The sequence below is a fragment of the Roseibium sp. 10G30-5 genome (genome assembly GCF_055809635.1).
On record NZ_JBVVUH010000001.1, the window covers coordinates 85,441 to 100,722 of the forward strand.

Annotated in this window: 10 protein-coding genes and 4 pseudogenes; 11 read left to right on the plus strand and 3 right to left on the minus strand. The window is 57.6% G+C overall.

Going from position 1 to position 15,282, the window contains the following annotated elements; translation table 11 throughout:
* The first annotated feature begins 13 nt into the window (after window positions 1-13).
* Window positions 14-1,147: an alpha/beta hydrolase gene (locus AC0L7U_RS19335; protein ID WP_473696103.1), complete on the plus strand. Its 1,134-nt coding sequence runs from the start codon at window positions 14-16 to the stop codon at window positions 1,145-1,147.
* A 124-nt stretch (window positions 1,148-1,271) separates the two neighbouring features.
* Here the strand turns inward: AC0L7U_RS19335 and AC0L7U_RS19340 are convergent, their stop codons facing one another.
* Genes AC0L7U_RS19340 through AC0L7U_RS19350 form a run of 3 tightly spaced genes read right to left on the minus strand, consistent with a single transcriptional unit; the run spans window position 1,272 to window position 3,584 of the window.
* Window positions 1,272-2,318, minus strand: a complete 1,047-nt coding sequence (locus AC0L7U_RS19340) for an FAD-binding oxidoreductase (RefSeq protein ID WP_473696105.1) — start codon at window positions 2,316-2,318, stop codon at window positions 1,272-1,274.
* 10 nt (window positions 2,319-2,328) lie between these two features.
* A complete protein-coding gene (locus AC0L7U_RS19345; protein ID WP_473696107.1) occupies window positions 2,329-2,910 on the minus strand; it encodes a hypothetical protein in 582 nt (193 codons plus the stop codon).
* A 26-nt stretch (window positions 2,911-2,936) separates the two neighbouring features.
* A complete protein-coding gene (locus AC0L7U_RS19350; protein ID WP_473696110.1) occupies window positions 2,937-3,584 on the minus strand; it encodes a glutathione S-transferase family protein in 648 nt (215 codons plus the stop codon).
* 141 nt (window positions 3,585-3,725) lie between these two features.
* Between AC0L7U_RS19350 and AC0L7U_RS19355 the strand changes: the two genes are divergently transcribed.
* The 10 genes and pseudogenes from AC0L7U_RS19355 to AC0L7U_RS19400 all read left to right on the plus strand — a co-directional run.
* A complete protein-coding gene (locus AC0L7U_RS19355; protein ID WP_473696112.1) occupies window positions 3,726-4,619 on the plus strand; it encodes a LysR family transcriptional regulator in 894 nt (297 codons plus the stop codon).
* Between the two features lie 350 nt (window positions 4,620-4,969).
* Window positions 4,970-5,855: pseudogene (locus AC0L7U_RS19360) on the plus strand (AraC family transcriptional regulator).
* Window positions 5,856-5,951: 96 nt separating this feature from the next.
* A pseudogene (locus AC0L7U_RS19365) lies at window positions 5,952-6,870 on the plus strand (ABC transporter substrate-binding protein).
* Between the two features lie 73 nt (window positions 6,871-6,943).
* The gene (locus tag AC0L7U_RS19370) at window positions 6,944-8,446 is read left to right on the plus strand and encodes a sugar ABC transporter ATP-binding protein (RefSeq protein WP_473696114.1); all 1,503 of its coding nucleotides are present in this window, start codon (window positions 6,944-6,946) and stop codon (window positions 8,444-8,446) included.
* Entirely contained in the window at window positions 8,436-9,422 is a 987-nt protein-coding gene (locus AC0L7U_RS19375) for an ABC transporter permease (RefSeq protein WP_473696116.1), read from the plus strand. The genes AC0L7U_RS19370 and AC0L7U_RS19375 overlap by 11 nt, the downstream gene beginning before the upstream one ends.
* 61 nt (window positions 9,423-9,483) lie before the next feature.
* Window positions 9,484-10,215 (plus strand): SDR family oxidoreductase, encoded by a 732-nt coding sequence (locus AC0L7U_RS19380; protein ID WP_473696118.1) that lies wholly within the window; start codon window positions 9,484-9,486, stop codon window positions 10,213-10,215.
* 49 nt (window positions 10,216-10,264) lie between these two features.
* The gene (locus AC0L7U_RS19385) at window positions 10,265-11,893 is read left to right on the plus strand and encodes an FGGY-family carbohydrate kinase (RefSeq protein WP_473696120.1); all 1,629 of its coding nucleotides are present in this window, start codon (window positions 10,265-10,267) and stop codon (window positions 11,891-11,893) included.
* A gap of 37 nt (window positions 11,894-11,930) precedes the next feature.
* Window positions 11,931-12,656: an SDR family oxidoreductase gene (locus AC0L7U_RS19390; protein WP_473696122.1), complete on the plus strand. Its 726-nt coding sequence runs from the start codon at window positions 11,931-11,933 to the stop codon at window positions 12,654-12,656.
* A gap of 198 nt (window positions 12,657-12,854) precedes the next feature.
* A pseudogene (locus tag AC0L7U_RS19395) lies at window positions 12,855-14,246 on the plus strand (ISNCY family transposase).
* Window positions 14,247-14,440: 194 nt separating this feature from the next.
* A pseudogene (locus AC0L7U_RS19400) lies at window positions 14,441-15,246 on the plus strand (IS3 family transposase); the annotation flags it as partial.
* Between the last annotated feature and the right edge of the window lie 36 nt (window positions 15,247-15,282).

Sequence of the window (15,282 nt, forward strand, 5' to 3'; positions counted from 1 at the left end):
CGTGGAAGACACCATGACACTTTTCAACAGACGATCTTTGCACAACCATGCAGGCCAGCGTGGTGTGGTGCATACAAAAAGCGGCCGGTTTCTCCGACTTTCCACCATGGCTGGGGCACTTGCCTTGTGTGGAGGGGCATTTGCGACCGCGGCATTCGCTCAGTCCGGCGCTGCGGATGCAGACCACACAAGGATCATCACATCTGGCTATGTGCACAAGATGGCGCGGATCAATCGCATCAGGCTCAGTTATTGGGAGGGGCCCGACAACGGCCCCCCTTTGGTTCTGCTGCACGCCCAGTTCCTTGATTGGTATTCCTACCGTCAGGTGATGCCGGAGCTGGCCAAAAAATTCCATGTCTTCGATGTGGATTATCCCGGTCATGGGAGAACGGTCACACCGCAGAATTATGCGATGACAGCCAATCAGATCGGCCAGGACCTTGGCGATTTTATCCAGGCGGACATCGGTAAGCCGGTGTTTGTCACCGGCAATTCATCAGGGGGTCTATTGGCCACCTGGCTGGCGGCCAATAGACCCTCTCTGATCAGGAAAGCGGTGTTGGAAGATCCGCCTTTGTTTGCTTCCGAGTATCCTGCGATCAAGAAGACCATTGCCTATAAGGCCTTCGCCACCAGTTACAGGGCGGCAACGCGGGATCATCCGAGTGATTTTTTGCGCTACTGGATCGAGGGCAGCAAACCATTTTTCCGCAAGACAGCCGGGTTCGGAGCAGCGTTTTTCCTGACCCGGGCTGTAAAAGCTTATGAACGCACTCATCCGGGACAACCGGTGGAACTCTCCCGCTTGCGCGATAAGAACCTGACCGTTTTCATGTTGATCCGTGGCCTGAGCGACTATGATCCAAGGTTTGGTGCGGCATTCTACAATGGCACTTGGAATAAGGGCTTTGATCATGCCAGTGCTTTGTCCCGGATCAAGTGCCCGGTGTTGCTGATGCAGGCGAATTGGTCCATCAATGATGATGGCGTGCTGGATGGTGCAATGACGAGGACCCAGGCTGACAAGGCGATGTCGCTGCTCCAACACGGCACCTATCGCAGAGTTGACGCAACGCATGTCGTCAACCTCGACAAGCCCGATGTGTGGTTGAGGACGGTTGAGACGTTCTTTCTCGGCACCTGAACAATTGGGGAAGGGCGAGGCACAGCCTGTTTGCCAAGCATTGGCCGTCCGCTTTTCGTCTCTCTTTCGTGTCCCGGTTCGCTGCCTCTGGCGAGATGAAAACGCATGTGCTCATGCCTACACCCTACCCCGTCGGTCCGAAAGTCTCGAAGTGGATTTGATCCGCGGGGACGCCTGCACGCTCCAGTCCGGTTCGGACTTCGGCAAGAAACCGGGCCGGACCGCACAGCATGTAGTGTGCCTCTGATCCGGCTCCAAGCGCCTGCAAGGTTTCTGCCGTGATGCGGCCCTTGCTGTCGTAATCCTGCCCCGGCGTGTCTGCTGCGTCGGGGGCACTGTAGAAGATGTGCCATTTGGCTTGGCCATGACTGGCTGCAACCGCTTCACTTTCAAGCCTGAAGGCGTGGCTTTGTGCGTTGCGTGTGCCATGGACGAACCAGATAGGCCGGCGTGGTACGTGGGTTGCGGCGGCATGCAGCATGGCAAGCATGGGCGTGATGCCGACCCCTGCACTGGCCAGTACCAGCGGACTGTTTCCCTCAGGCAGAATGAATTCTCCTGCGGGCGGCTGGGTCTCGATCTGCGTGCCGACGTTGACGGTGTCATGCAGAAAGCGCGAGGCAAGGCCGTGGTCCTCCCGTTTGACGCTGATCCGGTAGCTGTCTCCCCCTTGCGGCCCTGAAAGGGAGTAAGTGCGTCGAACCGGTCCTTGCTGGCCTGGAATGTTAAGGCAGAGGGGAAGGTGCTGCCCCGGCTTGAACGGCAGGAGCGGCGCTCCGTCGGCTGGCGCCAGATGAAATGATGTGACGCCATCGCTTTCCCGCACCTTGTCGATAACCGTCAAGATGCGGGTGGTCTCGGTTGTCCGCCACCGGAGCGAGAGGGCCCCGGTGCGCTCAATGAGGGCGTCGATTGTGATCTCGATGAAGCGTTGCGCATTCGGGTCTTCATCGGGTGCAGGCGACCAGTCTATCTTTGCCTGACCGGTGATGTGCAACAAGCTGCCCCTTTCAAAATCAACAAACACCAGCGCGACGCGCGGGTTGCGGAGCAAGTTGCCGATGGTGTTGAAGAATTTGTTGCCGGCATAGTCGGGAAGCCGTAGCGTTCGATCATTTAGAATCCTGACGAAGCCAGGCGATCCACCGCGGTGCGAGGCGTCATACCCCACGGTTGAGGTGTCATCGGCGGTGACTTCTTTGACCCGAAGCCTGTGCCAATGAACATTGTGTCTGCGGCCTCGATCCAGGCGCACTGATCTCTGGTGAGGGTCTGTGATGATCTGGCCGGGCTCTGCTGTTTCGGTCCTGGCCTATGGACCATTCGCGCTCGCGGATGTACTGCGGGCAGTTGCCGAAGCTTTGCTGCACTTCGATGCAAATTTCACCGTTTGCCTGACGAATGACGCCGTTCAGGCGGTTACGGCGGCGCGTGACAAGTTCAATGCCCAACAGACCGACAGGTGTGCCCGGTGCAAGAGCGCCCGACAAGGGGTCCTGCGTCGGCAGTCGGGCCGCAAGCATCAGATGGCGCGGATCAGGTGAGCGCATAAAATCCTCGCCACCTTCAAGAAGTGTGATCCACGGCCGGGCTTGAACATCGCCAGACGCCAAGACCACAAAAGGCAAGGCCGCAAAGAAGGTGCGGTGCTGATCAGGCATGTGATCGCGGATGAAACCACCGGCCCAAGACGCGACGTCTCCCACCCTGGCGCGTCGTTGGGCTTCCAGTTCCCCGCTATGGAAGGGAATGTTCTGCGACATGATGACGGTTCCTGTGTGCCGGTCGGTCAGGCCAGTTTGGGCGATGCAGCCATTGGGATGAAGCCGGGCAGGGCTCCGACATTGGCCAGCCAGGCGCGGATGTGGGGATAGGGCTGAAGGCTTACGCCGCCTTCCGGCGCATGAGCGATATAGCTGTATCCTGCAATATCGGCGAGCGTCGGCCGGTCTGCGACCAACCAGTTTTTCTGATCAAGATGGGCGTCCATGATCTTGAGGAGCGCGTGAGCCTTGGCCTTTGCTGCCGCATGGTCGAGGGGGGCCTTGAACACTTTTACAAGGCGCGCAGCACATGGACCGGCGGCGATTTCCCCTGCAGCAATCGACAACCAACGTTGTACTTGTGCTTTCTCGACAGGAGTGCGCCCTCGCCATGTGTCGATATTAGCTTGGGCGTAGCGTTCAACAAGATAAGTCAGAATTGCATTGGAATCGGCCAGCGTCACGCCGTTGTCCCGAATGGTTGGAACCTGACCAAGCGGGTTTATCTCCAGATATGGTGCTGCCTTGTGCGCATCATTGGCCATATCCAGATCGACGGTTTCGTACGGCAAACCCAGCAGCGATAGCATCAGTTCGACGCGGTGGCAGTGGCCTGATTTCGGATTGCGGTAGAGCACGATCGGTGCGCTATCATGGGCGTTGGAATGTAACATGATCTTATCCTTCCGTCGGGCGAGAGAGCTTTGCGTCCTTGCAAATATTGATAGGCATCAGACCTATCGACATCTGAAATGTGAAAGAATAATCTTTATTGGTAAGTCAGTATTTCAAATTTTGCAGCAATAGGCTGAATTATGGATCACTTGCAGTCTCTGAAGGTCTTTGTTGCGGTTGCAGAGGCGGAAAGCTTCGCTGGCGGCGCAAGGGTTGTCGGGCTGAGTGCCCCTTCTGCTACGCGCGGGGTTGGTGCACTCGAAGACCGGCTTGGTGCGCGGTTGTTCACGCGTACGACGCGTCAGGTTCGGCTGACGGACGTGGGTCGCGCCTATTTGCATGATGTGCGGGATATTCTGGCGGATCTACAAGCTGCCGACGAGACCGCTTCGGGCACGGCTCATGCGCCGGCGGGTCGGCTGCGCATCACCTGTCCGCAGGAATTTGGCCGCATCCACATGACACCGGTTCTGATGGCGTTTCTGGATCTTTATCCGGATGTACGGGCCGATGTGCTGATGGTCGATCGTATCGTCAATATCGTGGAAGAAGGGTTTGACGTGGCCTTACGGATTGGCCCGCTTCCACCGTCGGGGCTTGTTGCTTTGCGTGTTGGTCACGTTCGCCGTGTGGTCTGCGGTGCGCCTGATTATTTTGCTGCGCACGGGCGGCCAGGTCTTCTGAGTGACCTTTCTGACCACACTCTGATTTCAGTCTCGCCCATTAATTCTGAGTATCAGTGGCGGTTTGGTGCGGGAGGCGAACAAATGATCCGGGTGGATCCACGGTTGTCGGTGAACAGTGTTGCCGCTGCGATTGAAAGCGCGCGACGCGGCTGGGGTATTTGTCAGGTTCTCTCCTATCAGATCGGGTCGGATCTGGAGGCGGGGAGCCTTGAAACCGTCCTGGAGGCACACGAGCCGATGCCGCTTCCGATCCACCTTGTCCATGTCGAAGGGCGCCGTGCTCCGGCAAAGGTGCGTGCCTTTCTTGATTTTGCCGCGAGGCGCCTGCGCGAGACGTCGGTCTTATGAGGCCATCCCCTGGCTTGATGAGCTTCAGAATGGGCTTTGAGCTGGCTAAAAAGTATTATTTTTGAATGCGCGTTTATTTGATTGGTTTCGATACGTAATCCGTAGGGAGAAAGTAAAAATCGCTTGAAATTCGCGCAATCACGGGCCTCTCTCGCTGCATTGCGAGATAGCTTTGTGCTGAGGGTCAGCGCCGCTCAATCATTCTGCTCAAAGCAGGGGATGTGAGTGGTAAAAAAGTATCGCACAAAATTTCAATCTGATGTAGAGGCGATGATCCATCCTCGGTACTCTTGCTCTATCGCCGGAACATGTTGGGAGACGTGGCTTCGGCTGTGGAGGGGGAGGAAGAGATGCAGCCCGATCTGGAGCTGGTGCACGTCCGCAAGGGCGAAAGTTTTGCGGCATGGATGCATGGTTATCCGTTCCGCACAGTGCGCTGGCATTATCATCCGGAATACGAGATCCACCTTGTGGTGGAGACGACCGGAAAGTTCTATATCGGTGATTTCATTGGCGACTTCCGTCCGGGTCAGTTGATTGTGACCGGACCAAACCTGCCACAAAACTGGATTTCCGATATCGCTCCTGACGAGAGCGTTCCGTTGCGCTCGCTCGTCATTCAGTTTCCGGCCGCCTTCATTGAAAGCGCTCTCGACACAATGGTTGAGATGGAGGATGTGCGCCCGTTGCTGGAGCGCAGCCATCGCGGTCTCTTGTTCGACGACGCAACAAGCGAAGCCGTTAAACCGCTGATCATGCAGTTGATCGAGGCGCGGGGTCTCAAGCGGTTGTCGCTGTTCTGGGCTATCCTCGATTGTCTGGTGACGGCACCTGAGCCTGAGGTTCTGGCCAGCCTGTCCTTCGCCCTTGATCTGGAAAAGCAACAGCACTGCGGCGTCAACCAGGCTGATTGCCTATCTGCGGGAAAATCTGACCGAGCGTGTGGAGGAGAAAGACCTTGCCGATCTGGTTGATCAAAGTCCCAGTGCCTTTTCTCGTTCCTTCAAACGCCATACGGGCGTGACGTTGGTGCGTTACAAAAACCAGCTTCGGGTGGATCTGGCGTGCCAGATGCTGGTGTCGCGGCTGGACATGAAAATCGCGGAGATTTGCTATGACGTCGGTTTCTCCAACCTGTCCAACTTCAATCGTCATTTTTTGAAATTGAAAGGCATGTCGCCGTCGCAGTTCCGCGCCACGTTCGCGGTCAATGGTGCCTTATGCGCCGCTGAGTAATCCGTTTCTGACACGACAGAGACAACGAATTCGGGCGGTGAGGTGTCGTCCGGAAACAGGCGAGTTTTGCCTGAATATACCCACGGGAGGAAGACCATGATCAAGAAATTGCTGATGACCGCTTCGGCGGCAGCGCTGGCTTTGGCAGCCGTTGCGGCGCCCGCCATGGCGCAAGACCAACTGAAGATCGGCATGACGTTTCAGGAGATGAACAATCCCTATTTCGTCTCGATGAAGGAGGCGCTCGATCAGGCGGCCAAGACCATTGGCGCGAAGGTTATTGTGACTGATGCCGGCCATGATGTTGCCAAGCAGATCTCCGATGTCGAAGACATGCTGCAACAGAATATCAACATCCTGCTGCTCAACCCGACGGATTCCGCCGGTGTGGAAGCTGCCGTGAAAATGGCCAAGGACAAGGGCGTCATCGTGGTTGCGGTGGATGCCAATGCCAATGGTCCGGTGGATTCCTTCGTCGGCTCCAAGAACTCCGACGCTGGCTATCAGTCGTGTAAGTATCTGGGTGAAAAGCTCGGCGGCAAGGGTGAAGTTGCCATTCTCGACGGCATTCCGGTCGTGCCGATCCTGCAACGCGTTCAGGGCTGCAAGAAGGCTCTTGGCGAGTTCAAGGACATCAAGCTGGTCGATACACAGAACGGCCGCCAGGATCGCTCGGTTGCTCTCGGCGTGACGGAAAACATGATCGAGTCGCATCCGAAACTTGCGGGCATCTTCTCGGTCAATGATGGCGGTGCCATGGGCGCATTGTCCGCCATTCAGGGCTCCGGCAAGGACATCAAGCTGGTGTCCGTCGATGGGGCACCTGAAGCCGTTGATGCCATCAAGAAGGGTACGCCTTTCATCGAAACAACCGCTCAGTATCCGCGTGACCAAGGTGCGTGTCGCGCTTGGCATGGCGCTGGCCAAATATTGGGGTGCTACGGTTGTTCCGAAAGAAGTGCCGATTGATGTGACCGTTGTCGACGATAAGAACGCTGCCGACTTCCATTGGTGATCACATCACCCATCTTCCGCCCCTTCCTTACGTGGAAGGGGCGGGTTTCATTGGTGTTGTTCGGGATTGAAACATGCTGGAACTGACCGGGATCAAGAAAAGCTTTGGCAAGATCGAAGTTTTGCATGGTGTGGATCTCACCGTTCAGAAGGGCGAGATTCATGCGCTGCTGGGAGAAAACGGCGCTGGCAAATCGACCTTGATGAAAATTCTCACCGGGATCCTGCAGCCCAGTGCGGGGACCATTCGCATTGACGGCAAGGACTGCCGGTTTGCAGATTACGATGAGGCCATCGAGGCCGGTATCGGCATCGTGTTTCAGGAATTCAGTCTGATCCCGCATCTGACTGCAGTTGAGAACATGTTTCTGGCGCGCGAAATGACAACCCGGTTCGGCTTTTTGGACCGCAAGGCAATGCGCGCTCGGGCAAAGGGCATTCTCAAACAGCTTGATGTAACATTGCCGCTGGATCAGCCGGTCAATCGCCTGTCGGTCGCAGAACAGCAGTTTGTCGAGATTGCCAAGGCGTTGTCGCTCGAGGCCCGTATTCTGGTGCTGGACGAGCCGACGGCGACCCTGACGCCGTCCGAGGTCAAGCATCTTTTCAAGGTGATGCGTGAACTGCGCAAGCAAGGCGTGGCCATCGTTTTCATTTCGCATCATCTGGAAGAGATCTTCGAAATTTGTGATCGCATCACTGTGCTGCGCGACGGTGCTTTTGTTGGCGATTGCGCCGTGTCTGAAACCGACAATGACCGCTTGGTCGAGATGATGGTCGGTCGGCGTATCGAGAACAGCTTCCCACCCAAACCCGTGATCGCGGATGACACACCGGTGGTGCTGGAATGCCGGGAAGTGCAATTGCGCAAGAATGGTCCTGTGTCCGGCTTCAAGTTGCGCAAGGGTGAAATTCTCGGCTTTGCCGGACTGGTTGGCTCGGGGCGCACGGAAACCGTGCTCGCCATGCTTGGCGCCTGGTCGGCAGCTCGCTGTCAGGTGTTCATGGAAGGCGAGGAACGCCGCTTTCGCGAACCCGCCGACGGGCTGGCGCAGGGCATCGGCCTTCTGCCTGAAAGCCGCAAGGAGCAGGGGCTGATCACCAGCTTCTCCATCCTGCACAACATCTCCATCAACAACTATGGCAAGTACCGCAAGAACCATTGGTTCATTGATATGAAAAAGGAACTGGCCGACAGCGAGACGGCGATGCAGCAAGTGCGGGTCAAGGCCCCCAACGCCCATGCGCGCGTCGATACATTGTCGGGAGGAAATCAGCAGAAAGTGGTCATTGCCCGCTGGCTGAATCATCAGATGAAAGTTCTGATCTTTGACGAGCCCACACGCGGCATTGATGTCGGTGCCAAGGCGGAAATCTACATGCTCATGCGCGCATTCACCGCGCAGGGATATTCCATCATCATGATTTCATCAGAACTGCCTGAGGTGATCGGCATGTCGGACCGTGTCTGCGTGTTTCGACAGGGTGGCATCGTCGCGACTGTTGAAGGCGACCACATCAATTCCGAAGAAATCATGACTCATGCCACGACCGGGAGAGTTCAAAATGTCGCATGATGAAAACACGTCGGTGGCGATGAACCCCGAAAAACGCAGCCGGATCAATTGGGGCTGGTTCCTGCATTCGCCCTTGGCGCTGCCTCTCGTCGGCTTGATCGTTGTGTCGATACTGATGGGCTTTGCCAGCGAGAATTTCTTCTCAGTCTCCAACATCCTCAATGTTCTGCGTCAAGTCTCCATCGTTGGCGTGCTCGCCGTGGGCATGACTTTTGTCATCCTTACTGGCGGGATCGATCTGTCGGTCGGTGCCGTCATGGCCTTGTCCGGAACCATTGCGGCCGGGTTGATGGTCAACTTCGGTCTTCCTGGCTGGGTCGGACTGCTGGCCGGCATTGGCGTCGGCATTGGCCTTGGCGTTTTCAATGGCTTTCTTGTCGCGTGGGGGCGGATGCCTGCCATCATCGTTACACTGGCCACCATGGGCATTGCCCGCGGGCTGGGTCTGATCTACTCGGGCGGCTATCCGATTTCCGGCCTGCCGTCCTGGATCTCCTGGTTTGGCATTGGCCGTATCGGCATTGTGCCAGTGCCGGTGATCGCCATGTTCGTGGTCTATGCGCTGGCCTGGGTGCTGCTTCAGCGCACGCCCTTCGGCCGTCACGTCTATTCGGTTGGCGGCAATGAGCTGGCGGCCAAATTGTCCGGCGTGAAAACGCAATGGGTGAAGCTGGGCGTCTATGGCATCTCGGGGCTGACGTCTTCGCTGGCCGCCATCATTTTGACCGGCCGCCTGATGTCCGGTCAGCCGAACGCGGGCGTCGGGTTCGAACTGGACGCCATTGCCTCGGTCGTTCTCGGTGGCACTGCCATCGCTGGGGGACGTGGCCTGATCCTGGGCACCCTGATCGGTGCCGTGCTGCTGGGCATTCTCAACAATGGCCTGAACCTGATGGGCATCAACCCTTACCTGCAGGACGTCATCAAGGGCTTCATCATCCTGCTCGCCATCTACATTGGCCGCGAGTGGCGCTGAGTCTACGCGGTGTCCTGTCCTGACGACTATCTGACGTTAAATTTTTCAAGGAGTTATCATCATGTCTCAATCGCTTGAAGGCAAGACGGCCGTTATTACCGGAGCGGCATCCGGCATCGGTCTGGCGACTGCCGAACGTCTGCTGTCGCATGGCGTGACGGTGGTGATGGTTGATCGCAACGAAGATGCGTTGTCGAAGCTTGTCGCTGATCTGGGCAGCAAGGCAATTGCCCATGTGACGGACCTTCTGGACGCGGAAAGCTGCAATGCCATGGTCCCGGAGATCCTGAAGAAGGTCGAGCAGATCGACATTCTGTATTGCAACGCGGGCACTTACATCGGCGGTGATCTGGTTGACACCACGCCGGAAGCCATCGACCGCATGTTGAACCTGAACGTCAATGCAGTCATGAAAAACGTGCAATCGGTGCTGCCGCACATGATGCAGCGCAAGACCGGCGACATTGTCGTGACCTGCTCGATTGCCGGACATTTTCCAACCTATTGGGAGCCGGTCTACTCGGGCTCCAAATGGGCAATCACCAGCTTTGTGCAGGGGATGCGTCGCCAGATGATCCCGCATGGTGTGCGTGTATCTCAGGTCTCTCCGGGTCCGGTCGTCTCTGCGCTTCTGTCTGATTGGCCGGAGGAAAACCTGCGCAAGGCCAAGGAGTCCGGCAGCCTGATGGACCCGGACGAAGTGGCGGACGCGGTTGAGTATATTCTCACCCGCAAGCGCACCGTGACAATCCGTGACATGATCGTGTTGCCGACCAATTTCGACCGGGTCTGATCCGCACTCGATCACGGCACACTTTGCAAGTGGAAGAAGGGTTTTCAGCATGTCTGGCATGTTCATCGGGGTGGATGTCGGAACCGGATCGGCACGCGCTGGTGTCTTTGACGCGGCGGGGCAGATGCTGGCCACGGCCAAGCGCCCCATCGAAGTCTGGCGCAATGATGCGGGTCATGTCGAGCAGTCCAGCGACGAGATCTGGCGGGCTGTCTGCGCTTGCATCAAAGAGGCGGTGACGGGCGCTCATGTCACTGCTGATCAGATCCGGGGTATCAGCTTTGATGCCACCTGTTCTCTGGTCGTCCAGGGCGGTGCGGGCGGCTTGCCCGTGGGCGATCCGGCCCATCCAGACCGCGATGTCATTGTCTGGATGGACCATCGCGCGCTGGAGCAGGCCGAGCGGATCAATGCCGGGCATCATGATGTGCTGAAATACGTTGGCGGCCGCATTTCGCCGGAAATGGAAACGCCGAAGCTGGTCTGGCTCAAGGAAAATCGCGCCGGCATCTATCAGCAGGCGCAACACTTCTTTGACCTGACGGACTTCCTGACCTTGAAGGCCTCCGGTGCGCTGGAGCGCTCGTCCTGCACGGTGACTTGCAAGTGGACTTATCTGTCGCATGAAGGACGATGGGATCCTGCGTATTTCGCCGCCATCGGGCTGGACGATATGGTGGTCGATGAGTTTCAACGCATCGGTCAGCGCATCGTCGACCCGGGCACGGCGTTGGCACAAGGGCTGACACGTGAGGCCGCTGACGCCATGGGGCTGTCTGTTGGAACGCCCGTGGCTGCGGGCTTGATTGATGCACATGCGGGCGGCATTGGCACGGTGGCTGCGCGCGGTGGCGCAGAGGATGCCACAAAGTGCCTCGGGTATGTGTTCGGCACCTCGTCTTGCACTATGACGACCACCCGGGACCCTGCTTTCGTGCCAGGCGTCTGGGGGCCTTATTATTCGGCCATGGTGCCGGGCATGTGGCTCAATGAAGGCGGCCAATCTGCGGCCGGAGCGGCGATTGACCAGCTTGTCCAACTGCATCCGGCTACGGCGGAGGCAGAGGCTCAGGCGCAGGCCGATGGCAAAAGCCTGCCGCAGTGGTTGGCCGACAGGGCATTGCATCTTGCTGATAACCCAAGCGAAGTGTTGCGGCTGGCGGACGATCTGCATGTTGTGCCGGAGTTTCTTGGAAACCGCGCGCCCTTTGCGGATCCGCAGGCCCGCGCCGTGATCGCCGGGCAAGGCATGGAACGCGGGGTCGAGTCCCTTGTCGCGCTGTATGTCGCCGGTCTGTGCGGGCTGGGGTACGGCTTGCGCCAAATCATCGAAACGCAGGCTGAAAACGGCGCGCCGATTGACACGATTTCCGTCTCTGGTGGTGCCGGGGCCCATCCGTTGACCCGTCAGATCCTTGCTGATGCCACAGGATGTGAGATTGAAGTAACGGCCTGTGAAGAGCCGGTGCTACTGGGGTCTGCCATGTTGGGCGCTGTGGCAGGTGGTCAGTATTCGGACATTCCAGGGGCCATGTTGGAGATGGCCAGCGTTGCCACCCGGTGCCAGCCAGCGAGTGGACTCATTCGACGGCTGCACGATGCGCGTTTTCAGACTTTCCTGAATTTGCAGGCGCAGGCGCGAGAAAGTCGCGTGACGATGGCTTCGATTTTGAGCTGAGATCGGTCAAGGGCCGAGGACTTTTGGAGACTTCAACATGCAATTTTCTGGCAAAAGCGTCATCATTACCGGTGCCGGCAAAGGCATTGGCCGGGCGTGTGCTCACGTCATGGCTGCTCGTGGCGCGGAGGTGATTGCCATGGCGCGCACAAGCGCCGATCTGGACAGTTTGCGCGAAGAGATCGGTGGTCGTTCGATCACGGTGGACATGCTTGATCCCGCAGCAACCCGTGCAGCGATGGCCGAAGCCGGGCCGGTTGACTATCTGATCAACTCAGCCGGCACCAATGTGATGCAGAGCAGCTTTGACATGACGGAAGCGGGCTATGAGGCCGTTCTAGGCATCAATCTGCGCGCTGCCCTCATTACCTGCCAGGAGTTCGGACGCGCCCGTGTCAAGGCCGGTGGCGGAGGAGCCATTGTCAACATCACGTCGATTGCCGGCCATCGCGGCTTCACCGAACATCTGTGTTACGCTGCGTCAAAGGCGGGGCTGGAAGGCGCCAGCCGGGTTCTTGCCAAGGAATTCGGGCCGCACGACATTCGCGTCAATTGCGTGGCGCCGACCATCACCTTGACGGAACTGGCGGTGGAAGCCTGGAGCGATCCGGAAAAATCCGCACCGATGATGGTGCGTCATCCGATGAACCGCTTTGCAGAGGCAGACGAAGTCGCCGAAAGCATCGCCATGCTGCTGTCCGATGATGCCAAAATGATCACTGGCGCCGTGTTGCCAATTGACGGTGGTTTTCTCTCCGTCTGAAGCCGCAAGCAATCCACACTGTCGGATCCCACGGTGTTTCCTCGGAGGGGCTGACGGTACGGGGTATATGGTTATTAAATAAATTCCATAATACAGATTACGCGCATTCGTTTTGTAAGCGCCGTGCTAAAATGTCTCACATATGCAATTCAAAACTGTCACGCTTCCCGCGTTCTTTAAATAGTCGGGGGTTGAGGCATGGGATGGGTATTGATGAGCGAGCGTGATTTGAAGCGGGTCAAGATCCTGAGCACAGGTCGAAGATGGGTATCTCAGCGTCACGACGGCGGCCAATCTGATGAACATGTCCAGGCCGGCATGTCTACCGGCTGTTGGACCGGTTCCGCTCGGAAGGTCCTGGTGGGATCCGCCACCGCGCCCGTGGCCGCCGGCCGAACAACGCCATTCATCCGGCCAAGCGTGAGTATGCAATGTCACTGGTGCGCGAGCGCTACGAGGATTTCGGACCGACACTGGCCGCTGAGATGCTCTTGGAACACCATGGCTTCAAGGTTGGCTGGGAGACGCTACGCCAATGGATGATCGAAGATGGTCTGTGGTTGTCGCGCAAGCAACGCCGACGGTTCCATCAGCCGCGGCTGCGCCGGGAATATTACGGCGAGCTCGTGCAGATCGACGGCAGTGATCATCGCTGGTTCGAAGAGCGCGGCGACCCTTGCACGTTGCTGGTGTTCATCGACGATGCGACCAGCTCCTTGATGGAATTGCGTTTTGTCCGTTCGGAGAGCGCCTTCAGCTATTTCGAAGCACTGGACTGCTATCTGACCACGCACGGCCGTCCGGTAGCGTTCTATTCCGACAAGCATTCGGTGTTCCGGGTCAGCAAGCCGGAGGCTAAAGGCGGTCAGGGCATGACGCAGTTCGGCCGGGCCTTGTCGGAACTTAACATCGAGATCCTGTGCGCCAATTCCAGCCAGTGCCAAGGGCCGCGTTGAACGGGCGAACCGGACATTGCAGGACCGTTTGGTCAAGGCCCTGAGGCTCGCCAATATCAGTACGATCGAGGAGGCCAACGCATTCCTGCCGCAGTTCATGGAGTGCTACAACGCACAGTTTTCCAAGGTTCCGGCCCGTCCGGACAATCTGCATCGGGCACTTAACGTGGAACCTGCCCGGCTCCAGGAGATCCTGTGCTGGAAGGAGAAGCGTTACGTGACTGCACAGCTTGCTGTTTCTTATGAGCGCAAACGGTTGATCCTGGATGAGAACGAGATGAGCGGCGCCCTGCCCGGCAAATATGTCGAGACACGCAAGTTCGCCGACGGCCGCCTTGAGGTCTTGTGGAACGGGGTTTCCTTGCCGTTCAGGGCATTCGACAAAGACCAGCGCGTGTCGCATGCGGCTATCACGGAGAACAAGCGTCTCCGCGATGTCTTGTCATGGGTGAAGGAACAGCAGGACGCCGGCTTGCCGCCACCCAAGGTTAAATCAAACAGCGAGAAAGGCGGCTACAAACGACGGGGAAAGAAGCGTGGGCGGCCGAGTTTGTTTGAGGATCCGAAGTACATTGCCAAGCGACAGAAAGAGCGCTCAGGCGGTGGAGTGACGATTTCAGAGGCAGATCAATGAAAGTGATTTTGGCGTAACAGCCATATCTATTGCAGATGGGTATTCGGGTTTGTCTCTCCATTTTTGCAATCAGTTTTGCATGTAGTTTCGTGCTGATGTTCGCTTTTCTGGCGGCGGAAAGGTCGCAGGTGACCTGCCCCCCGCATGGTCCCGCGTTTTGATTTAGAGTCTGCTCAATCATATGGAGCAGATTTATGCGAAAGAGCCGTTTCACCGAGGCGCAGATTATTGGGATGATCAAGGAACAGGAAGCAGGTCTTCCGACGTCCGAGGTTTGCCGCAAGCACGGCCTCAGCCCCGCAAGCTTTTATAAGTTCAAGGCCAAATATGGTGGCATGGAGGTTTCTGAGGCCGCCCGGCTCAAGGCTTTGGAAGACGAGAACACCAAGCTCAAGCGGCTACTGGCTGACACGATGCTCGACAATGTCGTGCTGAAGGACCTCCTGGGAAACAACTGACGACATTGAACAAGCGGCGAGATGCAGCGCTGCGTGCGATGCAGGATCACGACATCTCGCAACGCCGTGCCTGCAGGCTTGTCAGTGTCGCCCCGAAGACCGTCCGGCGACAACGCCCGCCGGACTGCCCGGAAATCCGCAAGGAGATGAAGGATATCACCGATGTTCGTCGTCGTTTTGGTTATCGCCGGATCGGCGTCCTGCTTGAGCGCAAGGGTATGATCATGAATCACAAGAAGCTTTATCGGCTCTATCGCGAAGAGGGGTTGTCAGTAAAACGCCGGCGCGGACGCAAACGGGCCCGTGGCTCACGTTCGCCGATGCCACAGGCCGCTCATCCCAATGCCCGCTGGTCACTCGATTTCCTGTCGGACAGCTTCGGCGCGTCCCGCAAGTTCCGCGTGCTGGCGGTGATTGATGATTGCTGCCGGGAAAACCTGTGCCTGATTGCCGATACCAGCATCTCGGGTGCGCGTGTCGCCAGTGAGCTTGATGCACTGGTTCGCCTTTATGGAAAGCCGGCCTGCATCGTCAGCGATAACGTCCTATGTTTGGAACGATTGGTTGATTTGGCATCA